General features: G+C 38.1%; 21 protein-coding genes. 5 read left to right on the forward strand and 16 right to left on the reverse strand.

The features are described from left to right. Positions 1–120 precede the first annotated feature (120 nt). Entirely contained in the window at positions 121–465 is a 345-nt protein-coding gene (locus BV906_RS03165; RefSeq protein WP_342744337.1) for a CHY zinc finger protein, read from the forward strand. A 318-nt stretch (positions 466–783) separates the two neighbouring features. Here the strand turns inward: BV906_RS03165 and BV906_RS03170 are convergent, their stop codons facing one another. Further along, the gene (locus BV906_RS03170; protein ID WP_245843859.1) at positions 784–1,230 is read right to left on the reverse strand and encodes a cupin domain-containing protein; all 447 of its coding nucleotides are present in this window, start codon (positions 1,228–1,230) and stop codon (positions 784–786) included. 516 nt (positions 1,231–1,746) lie between these two features. On the opposite strand from BV906_RS03170, the gene BV906_RS03180 reads away from it, so the two are divergent. Beyond that, a complete protein-coding gene (locus BV906_RS03180) occupies positions 1,747–2,877 on the forward strand; it encodes a CAP domain-containing protein (protein ID WP_087972008.1) in 1,131 nt (376 codons plus the stop codon). 142 nt (positions 2,878–3,019) lie between these two features. Then, positions 3,020–3,904 carry a fructose bisphosphate aldolase gene (locus BV906_RS03185; RefSeq protein WP_087972009.1) on the forward strand — a complete coding sequence of 295 codons (885 nt, stop codon included), beginning with the start codon at positions 3,020–3,022 and terminating at the stop codon, positions 3,902–3,904. A gap of 219 nt (positions 3,905–4,123) precedes the next feature. Here the strand turns inward: BV906_RS03185 and BV906_RS03190 are convergent, their stop codons facing one another. The 6 genes from BV906_RS03190 to BV906_RS03210 all read right to left on the reverse strand — a co-directional run bounded on the left by BV906_RS03190 (position 4,124) and on the right by BV906_RS03210 (position 8,076). Further along, the gene (locus BV906_RS03190; RefSeq protein ID WP_087972010.1) at positions 4,124–4,441 is read right to left on the reverse strand and encodes an iron-sulfur cluster biosynthesis family protein; all 318 of its coding nucleotides are present in this window, start codon (positions 4,439–4,441) and stop codon (positions 4,124–4,126) included. Positions 4,442–4,798: 357 nt separating this feature from the next. Next, positions 4,799–5,221, reverse strand: a complete 423-nt coding sequence (locus BV906_RS03195; RefSeq protein ID WP_087972011.1) for an acyl-CoA thioesterase — start codon at positions 5,219–5,221, stop codon at positions 4,799–4,801. A 33-nt stretch (positions 5,222–5,254) separates the two neighbouring features. After that, a complete protein-coding gene (locus tag BV906_RS19085) occupies positions 5,255–5,413 on the reverse strand; it encodes a 3-keto-5-aminohexanoate cleavage protein (protein ID WP_140321947.1) in 159 nt (52 codons plus the stop codon). 90 nt (positions 5,414–5,503) lie between these two features. Continuing rightward, positions 5,504–6,700 carry an acetyl-CoA C-acetyltransferase gene (locus BV906_RS03200; RefSeq protein ID WP_087972012.1) on the reverse strand — a complete coding sequence of 399 codons (1,197 nt, stop codon included), beginning with the start codon at positions 6,698–6,700 and terminating at the stop codon, positions 5,504–5,506. After that, positions 6,693–7,358 carry a 3-oxoacid CoA-transferase subunit B gene (locus BV906_RS03205; RefSeq protein ID WP_087972013.1) on the reverse strand — a complete coding sequence of 222 codons (666 nt, stop codon included), beginning with the start codon at positions 7,356–7,358 and terminating at the stop codon, positions 6,693–6,695. The genes BV906_RS03200 and BV906_RS03205 overlap by 8 nt, the downstream gene beginning before the upstream one ends. 10 nt (positions 7,359–7,368) lie before the next feature. Further along, positions 7,369–8,076: a CoA transferase subunit A gene (locus BV906_RS03210; protein ID WP_281254104.1), complete on the reverse strand. Its 708-nt coding sequence runs from the start codon at positions 8,074–8,076 to the stop codon at positions 7,369–7,371. 144 nt (positions 8,077–8,220) lie between these two features. On the opposite strand from BV906_RS03210, the gene BV906_RS03215 reads away from it, so the two are divergent. Both BV906_RS03215 and BV906_RS19325 read left to right on the forward strand, forming a co-directional pair. Beyond that, a complete protein-coding gene (locus BV906_RS03215; RefSeq protein ID WP_087972014.1) occupies positions 8,221–9,120 on the forward strand; it encodes a LysR family transcriptional regulator in 900 nt (299 codons plus the stop codon). A 417-nt stretch (positions 9,121–9,537) separates the two neighbouring features. Beyond that, positions 9,538–9,678: a hypothetical protein gene (locus BV906_RS19325; RefSeq protein WP_176330224.1), complete on the forward strand. Its 141-nt coding sequence runs from the start codon at positions 9,538–9,540 to the stop codon at positions 9,676–9,678. A gap of 185 nt (positions 9,679–9,863) precedes the next feature. On the opposite strand, the gene BV906_RS03220 is transcribed toward BV906_RS19325, so the two are convergent. The 9 genes from BV906_RS03220 to BV906_RS03260 form a co-directional block, all read right to left on the reverse strand. Next, positions 9,864–11,075, reverse strand: a complete 1,212-nt coding sequence (locus BV906_RS03220; RefSeq protein ID WP_087972015.1) for an SEC-C metal-binding domain-containing protein — start codon at positions 11,073–11,075, stop codon at positions 9,864–9,866. A gap of 587 nt (positions 11,076–11,662) precedes the next feature. After that, on the reverse strand, positions 11,663–12,739 hold the full coding sequence (locus BV906_RS03225; protein ID WP_087972016.1) for an ABC transporter ATP-binding protein: 1,077 nt from the start codon (positions 12,737–12,739) through the stop codon (positions 11,663–11,665). Then, a complete protein-coding gene (locus BV906_RS03230) occupies positions 12,736–14,478 on the reverse strand; it encodes an ABC transporter permease (RefSeq protein WP_087972017.1) in 1,743 nt (580 codons plus the stop codon). Before BV906_RS03230 ends, BV906_RS03225 begins: the two co-directional genes overlap by 4 nt. A gap of 31 nt (positions 14,479–14,509) precedes the next feature. Next, complete coding sequence (locus BV906_RS03235) at positions 14,510–15,559, reverse strand: ABC transporter substrate-binding protein (protein ID WP_087972018.1); 1,050 nt, start codon at positions 15,557–15,559, stop codon at positions 14,510–14,512. Next, positions 15,560–16,345, reverse strand: a complete 786-nt coding sequence (gene surE, locus BV906_RS03240; protein ID WP_087972019.1) for a 5'/3'-nucleotidase SurE — start codon at positions 16,343–16,345, stop codon at positions 15,560–15,562. It abuts the gene before it with no gap. Next, positions 16,342–17,136, reverse strand: coding sequence for a sugar phosphate isomerase/epimerase family protein (locus BV906_RS03245; RefSeq protein WP_087972020.1), 795 nt, complete (start codon positions 17,134–17,136; stop codon positions 16,342–16,344). Before BV906_RS03245 ends, surE begins: the two co-directional genes overlap by 4 nt. Beyond that, positions 17,133–17,960 carry a PHP domain-containing protein gene (locus BV906_RS03250; RefSeq protein ID WP_087972021.1) on the reverse strand — a complete coding sequence of 276 codons (828 nt, stop codon included), beginning with the start codon at positions 17,958–17,960 and terminating at the stop codon, positions 17,133–17,135. The genes BV906_RS03245 and BV906_RS03250 overlap by 4 nt, the downstream gene beginning before the upstream one ends. A 385-nt stretch (positions 17,961–18,345) precedes the next feature. After that, positions 18,346–19,848 (reverse strand): glycoside hydrolase family 32 protein, encoded by a 1,503-nt coding sequence (locus tag BV906_RS03255; protein ID WP_087972022.1) that lies wholly within the window; start codon positions 19,846–19,848, stop codon positions 18,346–18,348. A 242-nt stretch (positions 19,849–20,090) separates the two neighbouring features. After that, positions 20,091–20,966, reverse strand: a complete 876-nt coding sequence (locus BV906_RS03260; RefSeq protein ID WP_087972023.1) for a LysR family transcriptional regulator — start codon at positions 20,964–20,966, stop codon at positions 20,091–20,093. Between the last annotated feature and the right edge of the window lie 73 nt (positions 20,967–21,039).

Below are 21,039 nucleotides of genomic sequence, written 5' to 3' on the forward strand. Positions count from 1 at the left end.
TAGTTTTCCATATTTGCAGCTGTGAAAATCTTATCGCAATGAACAGAGTTTTATTGCAAAAATGGTGGAATTACATGACAAACCCGGAAACCATTAGCTAATAGATAGGAGTTGATTCACTTGATAATTCATAGCATTACAGTAAAAGGTGCAACCGATCTTGAGACTCGTTGTAAACATTATCATAAAGAAAATGATAGAATTGCGATTAGGTTTTATTGTTGTGGAGACTATTTCCCATGTTTCAAATGCCATCAGGAATATGGATGCAACAAAAAGTCAGTTTGGCCACAAAGTAAATTTTTTGAAAAAGCCATTTTATGCGGATCTTGCGGAAAAAAACTGACGATACAAGAGTATTTGAATAGTGGCTACGCATGCCCTAAATGTCATGCAGCATTCAATCCTAGCTGTTCCCTACATTATGATTTATACTTTGAAAAAATGAGCAATGTAATGTGGTAAGTAAGACTCGAGTCACTTAGCAAATCGATAAATTAGAGGAATCCCATAAGATAACAAGAGGTGCAATTCATAAACAGAATTACAACTCTTTCATTTATTGAAAGCATAGGGACGGTTTTACTTCATAATCATCACTGGACAAGGACTTACCTGCTCATTATTATTCCCTCCTCATTAGTGAGAGATTATGATTGTATAATTACTGTACCCTTTCAAATTAGTCGCATAACTTATATATTGGTCATCACTAATAACGATAAGTAAAAAAACCACCAATTCAAATATTGGTGGAGTTTTCTTGCTTCTATTTAATTATTCCTAATGGTGCTCAGCTGCCATTGCATCTGCTTTCGTTTCATGAACTGTACCAAATGGATGCTCAGGTGGAGCGTAGATGGTATATAGTTTGAGCGGCTTATCACCCGTATTCGTGAGATTATGCCATTTCCCCGCAGGCACCATGATGGCATAATTATCAAAAATACGTGCTCTGAAATCTAAATAATCTCTGGAATCACCCATTTGGACAACTCCTTGCCCCTCTTCCACACGGAGGAACTGATCAGTCGTTGGGTGGACTTCTAAACCAATATCCTCTCCTACACCAATACTCATTAACGTTACCTGAAGATGATTACCGGTCCATAATGCAGTACGAAATGTATTGTTTTGCTTCGCAGCATCTTCTATATTCACTACATATGACTGTCTACCATAATCTTGTAAATCAAGCCAGTACATGGACTGTCTTCCGTAATGATACATTGAAGCTTGAACACAGTAAGGACATGGACAACTATTTACGTACATTTATATTCTTCCCTTCACACATGATAAATTTATCTTATGCATGATGATGGGCAAACGTACATGGTGCTGGATTTCATATTATTTAAAAAAAGTATCACTATTAGATTGTAAAGAACTCGGCAATAAGCGATAAAATAATCCTTTGTATTTTAAATCTAATAGACCTGCAAAAAGGAAAATGATGAGGAATATGGGAATGAGTATTTTTTTGTTCTGTGTTTTGTCCATGTGAATACCTCCATAACTAGGTTTAATATTAAGCATGTTAGAGATAACTCCTGATATAAATTTTACCACAGGCATAATAATGATGCCTGCCCACTGTTAAATAATATTAAATCTGTAGAGACTGGTAATAAATATACCTTTATACATCTAAAAGTATCGCTTCCGCTTCATTTGTTCATATGGGTAAAACTTGCTACAATACAGAAGAATAACGAAATAGTAGAGATAGACAGGAGTGGGATTTTGTCAAAATTATGGAATATTATCGCTTTATTACTTGTGGTAGGGACTATTTGGCATTTTTATGGTGACACCTTCTCACAGTCCGGTTTTCAGGGTGTTTATGAAGACATTCGCTCCGATATCAATGGAATAAAAGAGAACCCGAAAGTTATTAGTGCAATAGATACGATAGAACAAGAATTTCGACAATTATATGATAATTTATCAGAAGGCCTGCAAAAGAACGAACAATCCACAAAACCTAATCTTGAGAAACCCAATCTTGATCCCCCCTCTGAACAATCCTTTTCCATTCATAATATTGAACTAGGCGATGAGCGTTCTGAAGTGGAGCAACAAGTTGGAAAGCACGAAAGATCTTCTCTTAATGAATACGGGGTTGATTGGGCGAGCTACCATGAAAATTATCAAAACTTTTTCATGGCAGCATATGATGAACAAGATCAAGTGATCGGTTTATATACAAATCAAGACTTACTAGCATCAACACATGGAATTACATTTGAAAGTTCAAGAGAATCTATACTATCTACGTTACCAGATCCTTTAAATTCCATTAGAAAAGGTTTCGTCAACTATCAAATTCAAGACAATCAAGAATATAATATGTTTGATATCGATAATAATTATGTAACCATTTTTTACGATAAGCATGAAGATAGTACAGTAACAGCAGTTCTAATCATTAGCAAGGAACTTGAACAACAAAAAGAAAAATACTTTGCTAAACCTAGTAAAGAACTAAAAGAAGGTTTTGAATATCAATTATTCGATCTCACCAATGCTGCAAGAGTCAATCATGGCCTTCCCATATTATCTTGGGAAGAATCCGTAAGAAAAACGGCTCGCGATCACAGTACTGACATGGCTGACAATAACTATTTCGGCCACACAAATCTTGAGGGACAATCCCCCTTTGACCGAATGACTGAGGATGCGATTGCTTATCGGATGGCAGGGGAAAATCTTGCTGTAGGACAACCGAGCAGCATATTTGCCCATGAGGGATTAATGAATTCCCTCGGTCATCGGGAAAACAAATTGCATGAAGGTTTCCAATCCCTTGCGGTCGGTGTCGCATTCAGCACGGACTCACAACCATTTTATACGGAAAACTATATTACTAAATAATTTTTGGTGACATTTCATTCTGAATATAATCCTATTATACCTCGCGATATTACAAAATTATGCATATAACTATAAAATTTTTCAAATTATTGCTACAATTAGATTGCGAAGATAAAATTAACACAGTAGAGGAGTGGAAATGATGAATCAAAATCAATTGGATAAGATCAAAAACGGAAAAGGCTTTATCGCTGCACTGGACCAAAGTGGTGGCAGCACACCTAAGGCCCTTGCTGCTTACGGTATTTCAAAGGATGCATATTCTAGTGAAGATGAGATGTTCGATTTGGTTCATAAAATGCGGTCACGAATAATTACCTCACCTGCATTTGATTCTGACTATATTCTGGGTGCCATTTTATTTGAACAAACGATGGATCGTGAAATTGAAGGGATGTACACTGGCGATTACTTAGCTGAAAAGAAAGGCATTGTACCTTTTTTGAAAGTCGATAAAGGACTTGCTGAGGAAGCAAACGGCGTCCAGCTGATGAAACCAATCACTGATCTTGACGAAACCTTGAAGCGTGCAAATGAACGTCATATTTTTGGCACAAAAATGCGCTCTGTAATCAAAGAAGCCGACCAAGAAGGCATTAAAGCTGTAGTCGATCAACAATTCGAAATCGGCAAACAAATTATTGCTGCCGGTCTGGTCCCAATTATTGAACCAGAAGTAGACATTAATAGCTCAGAAAAGGAAAAATGCGAAGAACTTCTAAAAGCGGAAATACGAAGCCATCTCGATAACTTGAGTAATGACGAACTTGTCATGTTGAAATTAACGATTCCTACACAGGCAAATTTATATAAGGAATTGATCGATCACCCTAAGGTTGTTCGTGTTGTGGCACTTTCTGGTGGGTATTCCACAGACGTGGCAAATGAAAAGCTTAAAACAAATGACGGTCTTATCGCTAGCTTCTCAAGAGCCTTAAGCCAGGATCTAAGTGCCAGCCAAACCGATGAAGCATTTGATAGCGCACTGGAAAAAGCTGTGAAATCCATTTATGAGGCTTCTATTTAGAATAATAACGGAAGCATAGGGACGTTTCTCCTGCTTCCAAGTCTCTTTAAAGTAACGGAGAGAACCACCCAAAAAAAGAGCCTGCCCTCACCGCTTTAGAAACTAAAGCAATTGGGACAGGCTCTTAAATTTCAGGAAATTTGTATGTTCTGTTTGTTGCACAGAACCGTCCCCATGCTTCTTACTGGCTCTGAATATTCCTTCAAAATGAAAGTTGTCTTACTTTTTATGTTTATTTAACTTAAAGTTATAGCCAAGTGTTTCCTCTTTAGATGAAATCTTAAATCCCAAACCACTTTTGAAATCTAAAATAATCTCTTCTGGCAAGGATTCCACCGAGACTTTGGATACAAAAAATCGAATCCCCTTTTCAGTAATGATGGAATCATCTTCCTTCGCTTTTTCAATGGATAATTCTATGTCTGTTGCAATGGAGCAAGTACCTACAAACTCAGCAAGAATTCGTATTCCTTCACCTTCCTGGAATATAACTTTGGATAATTCTTCAGCTGCTTTATCGCGAATGTCTATTTTCACCTTGTCTCCCCTTTCTAGTTTTTAAACTGCCTCTTGTATTAGTATGTACCTCCCCACCCCAATCGTTAATCCTATTAAGGTAGATAATCTATTAACATTAACATTTTATCTTAATAATGATTTCCGTAAATAGTTTCTAAGCAATAGACCAGCTATGCCCTATGTTAAATGCTAACAATACCTCGGCACTAAGCGGCAAAATAATCAGAATAATTTACGGGATAATATTTAATAGAAAGAAGGATACTTTTCTTATACCTTTTTGTCTTCATAAACCCATACTATGTATAATGAAAGAGCACCTGGTTCAAGCCAATCCGGCTCTCTGCAGGTGCTTTCATTTATTTTGTTCTATCATCAATCATTAAATTCTTCAGTATTCTCAGGCATCATTTTATTTCTTACTTCATCTGGGATTGGAGTGGCTTTTGGTTTAGCATTAAACGACGTCCAAGCACGAAGTTCATACCCTGTTGCAACCATAACATCTTTTCTAATAAACGTATGGCTAATTTTGAATACTTTTCGATGCAACTCTGTAACAATACTCCGTACTATAACTTCATCTTCAAAAAAGAGCGGACTTTTAAATTCGCATTTCGTCTCAAGTAAGGGCGTTGCGATTTGTTGCTCTTTATATAACGTAGAAGTTGGGTATCCGATATGCGAAAAAAACTCATGTGTCGCTTCATCCATCCATTTATAAAAGTTTGGATAAAAAACAATCCCTGCAGCATCTGTATCTCCCCATCTTACTTTCAGCGGGTACTCTACGACCATTTTTAAACCTCCTCAATATTCAACCATAAACTCTCATTTTAGAGGATTCTTTATGTTTAATCTAATCATTTCTCTAGATTCATCTGGTGTCGCCACTTCTCTTTCTAATGGCGTTTGTAAATAAGGAGTATGGTCTTTTGTCTCAAAGTCTACAGTTTTAGCTGCCGTGATAATGACAAGTTGTTTTTCCATAATAGTCACTGCTTTTTACTAGATTGATATTTTGCTCATACGAATGCTTTTAATCTGGTTTATTTACTATTTTGATAGAGTAATAGGTAGTTAAACCTTTTCAACAATTGTGGCTACTCCTTGTCCACCACCAATACAGAGAGTCGCAAGTCCTAATTGGCTATCGCGTCGCTGCATTTCATGAAGTAGTGTGACTAATATACGTGTCCCACTTGCTCCGATTGGGTGTCCAAAAGCAATGGCGCCACCATTCACATTTAGTTTCTCTTTTTCAAAACCTAACTCTCTTTGTACAGCAATTGCCTGTGATGCAAAGGCTTCGTTCGCTTCGATTAAATCAATCTCATCTATTGTAATACCAGCTTTCTCTAAAGCCTTATTTGTTGCTGGGACAGGCCCAATTCCCATGATACGTGGGTCAACACCGCTACTTGCATTACTTCTGAGTCTAGCAAATGGTTTAATGCCAAGCTCCTTTGCTTTCGTCTCACTCATAACAATCATCGCTGCAGCACCATCGTTAATCCCAGAAGCATTTCCAGCTGTTACCTTCCCATCATCTCGCTTAAATGCCGGACGAAGCTTCGCAAGCCCTTCAGCAGTCGTATTCGCACGAATATGTTCATCTTCATCCACTATAATTGCTTCACCTTTTCGTTGTGGAATAGTAACAGGCACTATTTCTTCTTTCAGTCTTCCTTGTGCTTGAGCTTCTCCGGCTTTTTGTTGACTTAAAGCAGCAAATTCATCCAACTCTTCACGTGTTAGCTCATATTTTTCTACGATATTCTCTGCAGTTATTCCCATGTGAATGTCATGAATACCACAAGTCAGACCGTCTTGAACCATGCTGTCAACAAGCTTATGATCTCCCATTTTCATGCCTTGTCTTGCTGTCTTGCTTAAGTAAGGTGCTTGACTCATACTCTCCATACCACCGGCTAAAACCACTTCTGCATCACCTGCTAAAATTGCCTGTGCTGCAAGGTGTATTGCTTTTAGACCCGAACCACAAACCTTATTGATTGTCATCGCTGATACATTTTCAGGAATCCCAGCCTTTACTGCAGCTAGTCTTGCTGGATTTTGGCCAAGCCCTGCCTGCAAGACATTACCCATAATTACTTCATCAATCTCTTCAACCGGTAGATTCGCACGGGAAATGGTCTCCTTAAGGACAAGCGAACCGAGTTCAACGGCTGATACATTTTTTAGTGAACCAAGAAAAGTTCCAATTGGGGTACGGACAGGTTGTACGAGTACGATATTTTCAATTTTTTCAGTCATTTTTTGACACTCCTTCGAGTAATTTTTTTGATACAGTAAATGATGCTTCAGTACATGCTTTGATGTCATCGATTGTTCCATTTCCAAGAATTTCTGTTAATACCATTCCATCCTTTGTAAAATCAAAAACAGCACGGTCCGTTATCAATCGATCGACGACTTTGAGTCCTGTAACGGGTAATGTACATGCTTTTCGCACTTTTGTTTCGCCGTGCTTATTGACATGATCCATAATAATAACAATTTTTTTAGCCCCTTGGACTAAATCCATCGCGCCACCCATGCCTTTGACCATCTTTCCTGGAATCATCCAGTTGGCTAAATCCCCATCTTCAGATACTTCCATTCCACCAAGAACTGCAAGATCAATATGCCCTCCTCTTATCATTGCGAATGATTCGGCATTATCAAAGAAGGAAGCTCCAGCTCGAGCAGTAACTGTTTCCTTCCCGGCATTTATTAAATCAGCATTCTCCTCCCCTGCATATGGATAGGGACCAATACCAAGCAACCCATTTTCTGATTGAAGGAATACATCGATTGTCTCTGGTATTTCATTCGCTAGCAACGTTGGCATACCAATCCCTAAGTTTACATTCATTCCATCCTTAATTTCCTCAGAAGCCCGTTTAATAATACGTTCACGAGACGTTAACATTGCATCCCCCCTAATTCAGCTGTTTTTTACGAACTGTTCTTTTTTCGATTCGTTTTTCATATGATTTTCCTTCAACAATATGCTGAACATATATACTTGGTGTGTGGATGAAATTAGGATCTAATTCTCCCACATCGACAAGTTCTTCAACCTCCGCAATCGTTATTTTTCCAGCTGTAGCTGCTAATGGATTAAAGTTCCTTGCTGTCTGACGGTAGATCAAATTTCCGTAAGGGTCCCCTTTCCATGCTTTAACAAGGGCAACGTCTCCTTTAATCGCCTTTTCTAAGACATACATCTTTCCATCCATTTCTTTTACTTCTTTTCCTTCAGCAATCTCTGTGCCGAATCCTGTTGGTGTATAAAACCCTGCAATCCCTGCCCCACCAGCACGAATTCGCTCCGCCAGCGTTCCTTGTGGGGAAAGTTCAACCTCAAGTTCACCATTTAGATACTGCGTCTCAAATAATTTATTTTCACCGACATAAGAAGCAATAATCTTCTTAATTTGGTGATTTTTCAACAACAATCCAAGTCCCCAATCATCCACACCGCAATTGTTACTCACAATAGTTAGATCTTTTACCCCCTTCTCAGCTAATGCTAATATAGCTTTTTCGGGTATACCACAAAGACCGAACCCACCTGAAATTATGGTGTCACCATCTTTAATGACATCAATAATCTCTGACATGGACGTTACCTGTTTTGCACTCAAATTTCACACTCCCTTATTAGTTTATTAAATCTAGTATATGTAATCGTTTTCCACCTTTCACTTTACTAAATTTTGAATAATAAGTAAAATGAATTAATGTAATAACTATATTCTAAAATGGAATAACTAAAAATACAAGGGAGAGTGCGACCAATCGACATCAAGCAAATTCGTTGTTTTTTAGAGGTTTGTAGGGAACTAAACTTCTCACATGCGAGCTCAAATCTTCATATATCTCAATCTGCATTAAGTAAGATTATTCAATCAATAGAGAAAGAACTGGGAATTCTATTATTTAATCGTTCAACCCGCCATTTACAAATTACCAAGGAAGGAGAAGCGATTCTACCATACGCAAAAAAAGTATTACGCCAAATGGAAGATTTTCTCCAAGTTGCATTCGAACAAAAGCATGCACATTCGGGAGAAATTCGCTTTGGGCTGCCGCCTGTCATAGGTTCTAGTTTTTTTCCTAGTATTATCGCTACTTTTAGAAGGAAGTATCCCAATATAAAGCTAACTATTGTAGAAGAAGGATCTCGGGTAGTTGAACAAACCATACTTGATGGTCAGATTGATCTAGGCATTACCATTCTTCCTATTGACAGAGAGATATTTGATGTAACCCCAATCGTTGAACGAAAGTTAAAACTTGTGTTGCCTATCCATCATCCACTTTCCAATCGAAAAAGCCTTTCGTTATCTGAATTAAAAGCAGAAGAATTCCTAATGTTTAATCAAGACTTTTCGCTTTATGATCAAGTACGTAATGCTTGTATTAAGGCTGGATTCGAACCAATCATCATTCAAGAAAGCAGCCAATGGGATTTTATGATGAAGATGGTGGCATCCGAAAACGGCATTTGCATTCTTCCTGAAACGATTTGTGAACATGCAGATCTCACAAAATGTGCTGTTGTTCAGATAACCGATCCTGAATTAGATTGGAATTTGGCTATCTTACGTCGTAAAGATAGTTACCTCTCCTCAGTCGTGTCTATATGGATTAACTTTATTACGTCCTCCTTTCAACAGCATCCCTAAATTCTCTGCACTGACAAAGGGAGCGTCACGAGTCTTATTAATATTGATAAGGCTCTTTTTTTAGTTTTTTTATGAAACATGATGCTGTTGATTAAAATATCGGAGATGCCACGAGGACCAAGGATTAGAGTAGATACACATTGCTATTCTGGCTATAATGTACCGTTTTCTATGGTTCAATCATTGCTAAAGTAATCATTCACGGGAATGGGAATATCCATGAAAAAATGATTAAGTGTATGCTTGCAACTTCGGATAAGTCCAAAATAATCTATAAGGCACCATGTTCTTCTTTATTTCAGCCCCAAAATTTGTTGTTAAATAATTCTAAAAATAACTGTTGACAGAAATGAATAACTGTTATATATTATGGATACATTTTAATAACTGTTATATAACAAAGAGGAGGAAGAAATAATGATTAATATGTGTTTGGCAGCATATCGTGGTTACTTGTCTATTTGTGAAAGATATGAAATGGAATCCGTTAGCTTTTATCATTTCGTCAATGAAATAACGGAAGATCAAATCAGTGAATACAGTAAATTAGCACGTTGAGGAAAAGGAAGTGTTGGAAACGGAACCGTCATTAGAGCTAGATATAGAAATCGAAGTCAAATAGAAACCCCACTTATATTTATAATAATAAGTGGGGTTTCTTGACTCGACTATAACTTTTCAAATGATATAGATAAGGAATCGCAAAGAGATGTTATAAACAAATGGATGCTGACACCGAAACGTTACCGTCCACAGCATTTTTTATATTTTTTTCCACTCCCGCATAGACATGGCTCATTTCTGCCTATCTTCTCCACTTTTTCATTTTTACTAATAGCCTCTGGAGCTGGCAGTGGTTGTAAATGTTTTCTCTCTTGTTCACCTAACTCTCTTGGTGTATTTCCTTTAAGAAACCATTGTCTAGTGTTATTCACGAGTTGTACTACTTTATCCATTGAAGCTTGAAGCATATCTATACTACCCAAATCAAAAGAATCACTTAAAAGCTTCATAACATCGTTAGGACTATCACCTATCCTAGTTGCATAGACGCAATCTTCTACGAAACTATCCGCTTCTTCCCTATCGATTTCAAAATTTTCGGTAAGGAAATCCATTAACTGTACATAGCTGTGATTTCTATCAACAAATCCGGGCTCCCCAGCTAAAAGCAGTTGTTGTTTCGTAAATGGATAAAACGGTACACGCTTCCTTATTTGATGTTCCTGTTTAACTCTTTTCGAATCAAATACGCTACTATCCGAGAAGCTATCTAGATCTAAATTGATTTCCTTACGATAAATATTCACATCGTATATGACGTCCAAAAACTCTCCAAATGGTATCGTTTCTTTTGTATAGCTTTCTAACATTTCCACTAGTTGGATGCTGCTTAACGTTCCGTAATAAAATAATAGACCGCGAGTTAGCTTGATCCATTCTGTATTTCTGTTTAATATACCCCTAATTAATACATTGCTTTTCATAGCTAAAATGGATTCAATCAGCTCTTCAGGCACAGCCCATACCTTCTTGCCTTCCAAAGTCCCTGTATAAATCAATCCATTTCCCCGAAAATAGTTGATTTGATCGATCGTTAAATCGGGAGCAGTGATATAACCACCATTACTAGCTATTTTCATTACCAACTTGAAACGTTCACTACCCCATAAATGATAAATTTTCTCGAGATATTCTGGTATCCTTTGTTGTAATAATAAAATTAGATCAGCCTTTTTTAAACTACTGGCATTTTTTATTTGTAATTTTTTTCTTATATCTTCTAACTCATATTTCGTGTATTTACTAAGTCCCTCATGCAGCGAGAAAGGAACTTTTATTTCGTTCCAGTGCTTTTTATGTGCTTTACTCTCCATATCTCTACTTAAATCTTTTAACCCTGCTATAGCTTTTTGCATTGCTTTTTCTACTTCTTTATTGTTTTTATCATTCATTGGGTCACATACTCTCTATAATTTATTAATGCATCAGTCACTTTTTTTCATGTACAGCATTTGAATTGTTACCATAAATAGAAAATGGACGACTGCCAAGATGGTTTATACTTTACTTGTCAAAAAAAATAAGCCTGCCTTTTTGCACGCTTTAATTAATCTGTTTTTAAAGAGGAAATATCTGCTCTAGCATCCAATAATTCAATAGAGTGATGGTCGGAATTTCATCTACTTTACGAATATCATGTTTCTGCGTTACTCTCATTTCCTTTTAAATATCTTGACTATCTTGGTAGTTAAATTTTCTATAAAGCTACCATATAGATCATTGTCTGAAACACTAGCCAAATTAGTCCAATAATTCTAGTATTTACTTAGTTTATCATGAAGGCTAAATTTCAACAACTAAACGACATTTGATTTACCAACCCATTTTTACATGTATATTTGATATTTTTATTCTAGTGGGAATTTCAGTTTTTAAGTAGGATTTTATATAGGAATTCATAATGTAATTACCTGCAACAACATACATAAAAACCAAACAGTGCCAGGCACTGTTCGGTTTTTATGTAAGACTACTATCTTTAAAGAATCATTTCTGCTTGCTTGGCAGTTTGAAATTGTGGTGTGATCGCTATCGTCTCCCCAATCTCAAATTTCTCCTGTAATGGAAGGTGGGCAACAATCACGGTACCATCAATTTCAATAGAATAATGATATTCTTTCCCTTGGAATTGTCTCGTAATGACCTTTCCAAGTATCTGATTTTCACTTGGAACCGGTTTAGATAGATGAATTTGTTCTGGTCGAATCGGAAAGAGATTCTTTTCTTTTAATTGCTGTGAAATTCCGTAATCTTCCCAGGTCACCCCTGTTCCCTGATGCTGGAATAAGCATTCGTCCCATGTCCCCTTAAAGAGATTTGCCTTTCCAACAAAAGTTGCTACAAACGGTGTCACGGGATGATAATAGATTTCTTCTGGCGTTCCAATCTGTTCAATTTCCCCACCATTCATGACGACGATTCGATCTGCCATCGCCAGTGCTTCTCCTTGGTCATGGGTGACATATAAAATGGACGCTTTTGTTAAGCGATGCAGCTTTTGTATTTCATGGCGCATTTCCATCCGTAATTCCGCATCCAAATTACTCAATGGTTCATCCATCAGCAGCAGCTTCGGTTCCGGTGCTATTGCCCTCGCTAGCGATACGCGCTGCTTTTGTCCACCGGAAAGTTCACCAGGCATCCTTTTTTCAAAATCACCGAGCCCGACAGTATGTAAAACATCCTCGATACGCTCTGCGATTTTTCCCTTTTCTTTCCAAGAAAGATCGACAAACCGGTGATGGTCCATCGCAAATTGGATATGTTCACGCACATTCAAATGCGGCCAGAGTGCAAATGATTGGAAAACCATGCTCACATTTCGCTGTTCCGGTGGTGTGACTTTTCTTGCATTGGCAACTTCCTTTTGATCAATTTCAATCGTTCCATTTGTAGGCGACTCGAATCCTGCCAGCAGACGAAGCAAGGTTGTTTTCCCACACCCTGATGGCCCAAGGATAGCTAAGAATTCCCCTTCATTTATCGTTAAATCAATATCCTGAAGTGCTTGGAATTTTCCGAATTGCTTGTTGATATTCGATAAGGTCGTACTCATTTTTCGCTCCTCACCTTTCTTTTCCTAATTGCTTTTTGACCAGCGAACAAGATAAAGTAACCGGCGATGATCAGGACAACGATCAGACTGGAAAATGCAGTGGAATAGAGCGTATAGCCTGATTGCTGAAAGCTTAAAATAGATACGCCAATGGTCTCCGATTCCGAGGAATACAAGAGCGAGGATACGGTCAATTCCGTTAATGCACTCAAAAAGACGAGCATCGCACCACTCAAGATCCCCGGGGCAATCAATGGAACCATGATTTTCTTCCATTTCCCAAATCCATTGGTCCCATTGATTCTTGCTGCCTCTTCCACCTCAATATCTACCTGCTGAAAAGCCGTAATTCCGCTTCGCACCTGTAAAACTAGAAACCTCGTTATATAAGCGATATAGAGAATTGCTGCCGATCCATAGATACCTGGATTCCAGCCTGGGATAGGCTCCATCCAGGTAAATATCATGGCCAAAGCAAGTACCGTTCCAGGCAATGCATATGGAATTGTAATCGCATTTTCCATTAACTTGGTTGCTGTATTCGCTTTTCTGACGCGAAAATAGGCAAAAACCGTCCCTGCTACAATTCCTATAATTGTTGTTACACCAGCTAGTTTCACACTAGTCATAATCGCATCAAGCGTCGAATCCCTTGTTAAAATGTACGCATAATTTTCCAGAGAAAAGTTCTCCCAGACAAAATCAAGTCCATAGGCTTTTAAGAAAGATGTCATGACCATGGATAATAACGGAAAAATGCTAGTCATGATGAAAAATAGCCAAATAACGCTTTCCACTATGCCTTTCTTTTTCCCTAAATAATAACGCGGTTGATGGTCCACCTTCATCGTTTCAATCCGTTTTGATTTCCGCAAAACGAGCCACTGGAGGCTAATTCCGATAATTGCAATGACGCCAAGGATAACAGAGAGCACTGCAGCTTCATTAAATGCTGACGTTCCAAAGCCAATCACCTTTTGGTAAATATATGTCGACAACACAGAAATATTGGCTGGGGTTCCCAAAAAGGCAGGAATTCCGAAGTTATCCAACCCTCCAAGAAATGCGATAAAGGAGCCTCCAACAATCCCCGGCAAAGCCATTGGAAAGACAATCTTGGAAAAAGACATCCAACGCCCGGCACCTGACACCCGTGCCGCCAACTCCATTTCCCGTGGAATTTGCCGGAATACATTCACGGTAAATAAGTAAACAAGTGGAAAATGACTGATTCCCATGACGAAGATAATTCCCGACATACTGTATAAATTCCAGCCTGTGATCGGAATGGAGAGCGAATCAAATATATTTTCCAATAATCCTGCTGGTCCAAAAAACTGTACCCAGGCCAGGGAAGTTATGTAAGATGGAATAATGAATGGTAAAAAGATGAATAACTGGACAATACTTTTTAGCCGGATATCTGTATAAGCTACAATCCAAGCAAAAGCAGTTCCCAATAGTAATGATATAATTGTCGATCCAAAAACAACAAACAACGTGTTTTGCAGTACCTGCCATGTTCTGTTATCGGTCAGAATATCTTGATAGAATTGCAGACCAAAACCATCATCGCCAATAAAGCTCATCAATACTAGTCGCAGAATTGGAATGACGAAAAAGATACCCACGAGCATAATCGCAATCATTTTATAGAGCATTGGATGAAAGAATACAGAGGAAATAGCGCGACTGCGCATTTCCCCTTGATTAGATTCATAATTTTTATCTTTGTTCATAACTAGTATCACCCTACAGTCAAGTTAGACGTTATTCTGAATATAGTGCATCGAATTGTTCTTTATCTGCTTCCCTATTTTGGTACAGATCTTCAATTGGAGCTTGGAGGACTTCGAATTCATCCAAAGCTTTTAATCCTTCAGGTGCTTCAATACCTTCACGAATCGGTGTATAGCCAATCTCTGCCTGAAGCTGCTGTCCTTCCTCAGAAAGAACGAAATCAACAAATGCCTTTGTAATTTCTTCCTCTTCGGTGTTTGCCATAATTCCAATTGGTTCTGTTATAACTGGGACACCTTCTTCTGGATAAACCAATTCAACAGGGGAACCGTCATTCGCAGCACGAGCTACAAGATAATCGACAACCATCCCATAGTTCTTCTGACCGGAAGCCACATTCTCGATAACGGCACCGTTCCCTTCTGTAATCATAGGGTTCGTTGCTTTGATGCCTTCATAATATTCCCAACCAAAAGCGTCATTTCGTGTAATCACACCCAGATTATATGCTGCCGCACCAGAATATAGAGGACTTGGCATAACTACTTGATCCGCTGCTTCTTCTGATGTCAGCACATCCCATGAAGCTGGCAGTTCAGAGACATTTTCCGTGTTAACAGCAATACCGGTTGCCATAACTTTTGTCCCTGTATACATTCCATCTTCATCGACAAACTCTTCTGGAATCGTTTCAGTCTCAGGAGAAACATATTCCATCAATAGATCCTGTTCTTTTAACCCTTCAAAAGTCACGGAATCAGCAACAAGCAGCACATCCGCAGCAACCTCTCCCGCTTGTTTTTCCGCATTGATTTTACTGATTACTTCCTCTGTACCAGAACGGAAAATATTTACTTCCACCTCTGGATATATTTCATTGAATGCATCTACTAGTTGTTCTGCATCCACATCCGGCTGTGATGTATAGAATTCAATTTCTCCACTAAGTTCGGAAGCTGATTCAGCTTCAGCATTACCTTCATTGGTTGGATCAGATGTTTCTTCCTCGGAACTATCCCCACATGCAGCAAGTAAAAGAAAGACGATAGAAAATATTAGCATAAGCAGAACTTTTTTCATTTACATTTCCTCCTGTTTATAATTAATTTTATGAAACCAACGATTAATCTGATCAATTTTACGTTTTTGTGTAAGCTTTAAATCAATTGGCGAAACCGTCACATAGCCCGCTTTCAGCAAGTCGTAATCGGATCCTTTATTCACTTTCAATTCTTCGTAATTATCCTTTAGCCAATAATAATCCTGTCCATGTGGATCATTTAATGGAACAAAATTATAACGCGAAATGGACAAATCCATCGGGACGACTCGGACACCTTTACAAAGTTCTTTGGACGTATACGGCAGGTTCACATTGAGCATGACATTTTTCACTATTTTATTTTGCAGAATCACCTCCACAACCTGGTAAAGCAGCTGTTTCACGATATCAAATTTGACTTTTGATGTTTTGAATGTTTCCAAGGAGACTGACACAGACGGAACTTGATACAGCATGGCTTCCTGTGCTGCTGCAATCGTTCCCGAATAATACATGTCTCTCCCAACATTCGGTCCGATATTGATACCTGAAAAAACGATATCTGGCTTTTCATTTAATAGCACTTCCATAGCAATTTTCACACAGTCGGCAGGGGAACCATTGACTGCGTAAGCCTCCACGTTCTGTATGAAATCCACCTTTTTCAGTTTCAATGGTTGACGCAAAGTTATCTTATGACTATAGGCACTTTTTTCCGTATCCGGGCAAACGACGACAACCTCCCCAAAATGAGAAAGTAAATCAGCCAGTGCCTCCACACCCGGCGCAAAGATGCCATCGTCATTTGTGATTAATATTTTCAATCTCTTGTCTTCCTTTCTATCCAACCAGCCTTCCGCAAAAAGCTCAGATGCTGTTGTAAAAATGATAATTCGCGGCTGGTATCCATCCCTTCCAGTACAACCGGCAGATTTGTTTCAGACAGGGCATGAAGTACCTGTACAATATCAATAGATCCCTTTCCAAGCGGGACATGGAATTGTTCCATGCTCGAATCACTAAGATGGATACTGTTCACTCGCTCCAACTTGGCCAAATATGCCAAGCTACTTTCTGACAACGGTGTGTGGGCAATATCCAACGTAACATGCAATCCTTCGCCGACTTGGTCTAAAAATGTATTCATTGCTTCCGGGTCGGTAAGCATTTCTTTCGGTATCTCCTCCATTAACTCCTGTGAGAGAATGACCTGTTTCTCCTTCGCATAGTCTACGAGATCTTTTGTATTGCGCACCAACATGTATCGATGCTCATCCTGCAAATAGCTTTTTACCGTGAAGCGGCCAGGGTGAAATGTCATATGTTCTACCTGCAGTACGTTGGCCAGATTGACCGATTTCTTCAATTCAGCCAAGGACTGTTCTCGAATCCCTTGATTAAGCGAACATATATTCAAATCCCAACTGGAAGCATGCAGCGTAAGCGCAAGTCCCTTTGCCTCAGCAAGAAGACGTATTTCTTCGGGATCTGCCTGATGATAATACATATGCTCAGCCCATAATTCCACACCTTGCAAGCCTTCCTTTTCTGCTATAGTAATTACTTCTGCCGGATGGCTACTCCAGCATAGAGTGGAAGCCATATAAAATCTCATCCCGACACACCTACCCTTTCCAGCCAATGTTCCTTTGCCTTTTCATCCGGTTGAATGCTGCCAATCGGATAGGGATTACGCGATCCGGGACCATGGCAATCCGACCCACCAGCCTTCAATAGTCCAAGTTTTTCGGTGAATTCCTTCCAATAGGAAACATCTTTTTCGCTATGCTTCGAATGATAGACTTCAATTCCATCAATCCCATAAGCTAGTAATGCTGCTTCATCAATTGAAAAAGGATATGCCCCCGGATGGGCCAGATATGCCTCTCCGCCACAGGCATGGATTAAAGCAATCGCATCCTTTGCAGAGAAGGCACTCCGCTGAACAAATGCCGGATTTCCCTTAGTTAATAGCTGCTGGTAGGCATCCTCTGCAGAATGAAAATATGCCTTCCCAACCAACGCCTTTGCAATATGGGTGCGAACGATAATATCACCAGGTGCGAATTTCAGAACATCCGCAAACGTCACATCATAATTTAGCGTCTGGAGCTTTTCGATAATCCTCTCCGCCCATCTCTTACGTTCATCCTTGCGCCATTCAATATGGCTAACCATTTTCGGATGATCAGGGTCAAAAAAGTATCCAAGTATATGCAGCTCCCCATCGGCACCATCTGTATTCAATTCAATCCCAGGTATTAAATAGATGCCAAGTTCATCTGCCAATTCTCGAACCTCGTGAAAGGCACCAATTTCATCATGATCTGTGAAAGCCAGCATCTGTATCTCTTTCATCTGAGCGGCTTGTAAGATTTCCGCTGGCGTCTGCTCTCCATCAGAAAATGTAGAATGTATATGTAATTCCATTAAGTTCATGAAATCCTCCTTTCTCTTTATCTAACTTCATTATAAATAAAGTATATTAAGGAAGATTAAACCCAATTTAAAGAATTATAGTGAGTTTTGTAAACTGGCTTTACAATTGGAATATTTACTATATTTCCCATTTATGTTTGATAGTCTGTTAGAAAGCTAATAACAGCGGTTTCATTTCAATTGGGAAAATATGTATGTAAATTGAATGTGTAAAATTTACAAGAAGTTAATATCAGTTGGAGATATGAGGGTTAAAAGTTCTATTCTTTGATTAATCATCATTTTAAATGCCCTAATTGTAAATGAATCTATAAAAAAATAAAGATAACGATAAATCCAGTCTGCCAACTGAACTTTCGTTATCTTTATAAATAGATGACTACCTTTAAATTTCTATCGTCTGGTTAAGATTATTCATATTAAAAGCATTTAATTTTTGTAAATCCCATTTCCTGATATCCATACTTACATTGCCAGTTGCATTGAATTGAACATTTTTATCATCAGGATAATCAAATATCCTTGCAGAGAATACTTCTTCTCCATCATTTATAAACAGTTCGATGGATGAAGTGTCTTTAAATATTCTTATGTTTCTAAGATCTTCCAACAAACAGGATCTATATTCAAATGAATTACCATCAGCAAGATTTAGTCGCTTTAATGAAAAAGTATCGGTTGATTTATCAAAATGAACCTGATTATTTTCCCCTAACACAATGGAGAAGGAATAGTCATCTGCTGCATCGAGCGCTATTTCCATTTCAAATACATTTCCTTGAATATTTGGAAGCGATATACTCTCTTCCGATAATGGTATATCTGTATATACTACCTTGTTTTCACGTAAGCTTTGAAGCTCTTTAACAGGATTTTGCAACAACTTATCATTATTCCATTCTAGCTGGCGAGGCAGTGTTAAAGTATGGATCCATTCATATCTCGTAGTTGGATGAATGGAGTCGCCTTCCTCCGCATTTCCCATCCAACCAATCATTAATCTTCTTCCCTTTGAATCAATCATTGTTTGGGGTGCATAGAAATCGAATCCTCTGTCCAGTTCTGTGAATTTACCATGATCGAATGACACATGCTCATAGTCTACCTTTCCAGCCAAGTATCCCGCGTGAAAAATATTGTTAAATTCATATCCTTTTGGTTGTAGTCCCTGAGGGCAAACAATCAAAATATCCTGATCCTCTAATGTAAACAAATCCGGACATTCCCACATATAACCGAAGTCGAAAAGCCCATTGTGCCCACTACCAGCAAGTGCACCGCGAAAACTCCAATTTTCCAGGTCAGGTGATGTATATAATACAGCCTCTCCCTTCCCTTCCATTGTTTGCGCACCAATTACCATATACCATTGGTTATTTTTGCAAAATACTTTAGGATCACGGAAATGTGCAGTATATCCTTCTGGAACATAGATGATTGGTCCTTTTTTCTCGAAGTTTATACCATCCTCAGAAACAGCCATACATTGATATGCTTTCCGCGTTTCTTCATCATCGCCATCCATCACGTTACCGGTATAGAATAAATATAATTTATCATCATGTACCACGGCACTACCGGAATAACAGCCATTGATGTCATACCATTGATCTGGAGCCAAAGCTATCGGTGCCTCTTTCCAATGAACAAGATCCTCTGATATATAATGGCCCCAATATTTGATACCATGCTTCGTTTCAAATGGATTCCACTGATAAAAAATATGATATTGTCCATTGAAATAAGCAAAACCATTGGGATCATTCAAAAGACCAATATGCGGCATCAGATGATAATGTAGTCGATAAGGATCTTCCGCTAACGTATTTTGTATTTCCATTATTCGGTTGTTTATAATCTCTTCTATTTCAAAAATTGTTTGAGTCATGATGTTAACCTCCTTATATAAGGCTGACAACTCGTTCGTGTATGTTTATCGTCATTTAAGTTCGTTCATTATATTGTTTGAGATGTAAAATTCTGGTCGTTTTATTGCCAACCCAAATGGTTATTGTAAAACAGGCAAGATTATTTGTAAAGATTTTTAAAATAGATTTAGAAATAATGGCCTAGTCCCTCTATATGTGCGACACTGCAATTTGTATCAATACATCATTTATTATGGATGAATTATTTCTTCACCATTTGCCAAAATTGTGTTGCTGCTTTTGAAATCGGTGCATCTTTTAATTTCATCATCACAGGTACTATACTAGAATCGAACTGCCTGAATTCGTATATCTTTAAATGCTCATAAAACAGGGATTTATAGTTCATTCTAGGAATAATGGAAATCCCTAAACCTCGATTGACAAGTGCAACAAGCATTGGAATATCTTTGCATTCGATCATAATATTGGGTTTTGCCTCATGCTCTTCAAAGGCTTTTAATAAATTCCTATTAAAAGAGTAACCTTCCATAGCACCTAGCATTATAAAAGGAAGATGAGCAATTTCCTTTAACGTGGGTTGTTTGGTAAGGGTGGTTGACCAACTACTAGGAACAATGAGGATGGTTGGTTCTTCTTTCAACGTTTTCGTTTCATATTGCTCTGTATTACTTGGTCTTAGAAGTAAAGCAATATCAATTTCTTTCTGGTTTAACTTTTTCAACAAACCTTCCGAGTCCCCAGAAAAAATGTTAATTTTAATCCCGGCAAACTGTTCTCTAAAATCTGCAAGGTAATCAATTAACATATTAGAACATGCAGATGAGACACCTATACGTACTGTCCCCGCGGTGCCTTCTTCTATTTCATGAATACGTTTTTTCACTTCGTCCATTTGACTTAATACTTGTTCTGCATAGTTATATAGAAGCTTGCCGGATTCAGTCAATTCCCATTTTTGGCGATAACGGTGAATTAAAGTTGTATCTAACTCTATTTCTAATTTTTTTAATAGTTGACTTAATGGCGGTTGTGCAATGTTCAATATTTCAGCTGCTTTCGAAATATTTTCTTGTTTAACGATTTCTTTATAATACTGTAACTGACGAATATCCATATTCTCCACTCCATTATATGATTTTATATATGATATTCATTAAATATATATATTATTAATATACCAACTTCCA

The sequence above is a fragment of the Oceanobacillus rekensis genome (assembly GCF_002153375.1).
Classification (GTDB): domain Bacteria; phylum Bacillota; class Bacilli; order Bacillales; family Amphibacillaceae; genus Oceanobacillus; species Oceanobacillus rekensis.

What these genes read in the sequence shown, in the direction of transcription:
- BV906_RS19085 (WP_140321947.1), bottom strand. Translation starts at nt 5,413, where the DNA reads ATGGAAAAACAACTTGTCATTATCACGGCAGCTAAAACTGTAGACTTT.
- BV906_RS03245 (WP_087972020.1), bottom strand. Translation starts at nt 17,136, where the DNA reads ATGAGATTTTATATGGCTTCCACTCTATGCTGGAGTAGCCATCCGGCA.
- BV906_RS03200 (WP_087972012.1), bottom strand. Translation starts at nt 6,700, where the DNA reads ATGACTGAAAAAATTGAAAATATCGTACTCGTACAACCTGTCCGTACC.
- BV906_RS03185 (WP_087972009.1), top strand. Translation starts at nt 3,020, where the DNA reads ATGAATCAAAATCAATTGGATAAGATCAAAAACGGAAAAGGCTTTATC.
- BV906_RS03260 (WP_087972023.1), bottom strand. Translation starts at nt 20,966, where the DNA reads ATGGATATTCGTCAGTTACAGTATTATAAAGAAATCGTTAAACAAGAA.
- BV906_RS03230 (WP_087972017.1), bottom strand. Translation starts at nt 14,478, where the DNA reads ATGAACAAAGATAAAAATTATGAATCTAATCAAGGGGAAATGCGCAGT.
- BV906_RS03220 (WP_087972015.1), bottom strand. Translation starts at nt 11,075, where the DNA reads ATGAATGATAAAAACAATAAAGAAGTAGAAAAAGCAATGCAAAAAGCT.
- BV906_RS03235 (WP_087972018.1), bottom strand. Translation starts at nt 15,559, where the DNA reads ATGAAAAAAGTTCTGCTTATGCTAATATTTTCTATCGTCTTTCTTTTA.
- BV906_RS03170 (WP_245843859.1), bottom strand. Translation starts at nt 1,230, where the DNA reads ATGTATCATTACGGAAGACAGTCCATGTACTGGCTTGATTTACAAGAT.
- BV906_RS19325 (WP_176330224.1), top strand. Translation starts at nt 9,538, where the DNA reads ATGATTAATATGTGTTTGGCAGCATATCGTGGTTACTTGTCTATTTGT.
- BV906_RS03255 (WP_087972022.1), bottom strand. Translation starts at nt 19,848, where the DNA reads ATGACTCAAACAATTTTTGAAATAGAAGAGATTATAAACAACCGAATA.
- BV906_RS03195 (WP_087972011.1), bottom strand. Translation starts at nt 5,221, where the DNA reads ATGGTCGTAGAGTACCCGCTGAAAGTAAGATGGGGAGATACAGATGCT.
- BV906_RS03250 (WP_087972021.1), bottom strand. Translation starts at nt 17,960, where the DNA reads ATGAACTTAATGGAATTACATATACATTCTACATTTTCTGATGGAGAG.
- BV906_RS03205 (WP_087972013.1), bottom strand. Translation starts at nt 7,358, where the DNA reads ATGTTAACGTCTCGTGAACGTATTATTAAACGGGCTTCTGAGGAAATT.
- BV906_RS03225 (WP_087972016.1), bottom strand. Translation starts at nt 12,739, where the DNA reads ATGAGTACGACCTTATCGAATATCAACAAGCAATTCGGAAAATTCCAA.